1 protein-coding gene is annotated in these 357 nt (G+C 65.0%); it reads right to left on the bottom strand.

Annotated features, from left to right (window positions below; all coding sequences use genetic code 11):
* Positions 1-134: 134 nt before the first annotated feature.
* On the bottom strand, positions 135-287 hold the full coding sequence (locus tag EN861_RS34510) for an iron chelate uptake ABC transporter family permease subunit (RefSeq protein ID WP_127311630.1): 153 nt from the start codon (positions 285-287) through the stop codon (positions 135-137).
* Positions 288-357 lie beyond the last annotated feature (70 nt).

Below are 357 nucleotides of genomic sequence, written 5' to 3'. Positions count from 1 at the left end.
GCCAGGTGGGATGCCGAGTTGAATCTCTATCGTGTCAGGCAGGGCGCGCGAGATTGCCAATGCCGAGCAGCAAACCGCCGCCGATCAGCGCCGACACGGGCAGCACTGCGGAGACAACCATGTGCACGGCTAGTCTAGAAATCAGTGGCCCACGCAGCCAACGATGCCGTAACGCTGACGCGCGCAGCAGTCATCAACATCGCGGCCACGATCAGCAGCAGGCGCACGCGGGATACGTCGCCGCCCATGGCGCGTGCCTTGTCCTCGCCGGCAGCCAGTATGTTCACCTGCTACGTAGCGTAGAGCAAAAGCCCTGCCCCGGCGATCCGGGAGGAGCGCCGCCGTGCCCATGCGATG

Source organism: Mesorhizobium sp. M8A.F.Ca.ET.218.01.1.1 (assembly GCF_004791165.1).
Taxonomy (GTDB): Bacteria; Pseudomonadota; Alphaproteobacteria; order Rhizobiales; family Rhizobiaceae; genus Mesorhizobium.
This window is presented reverse-complemented; position numbering and strand designations above follow the sequence as displayed.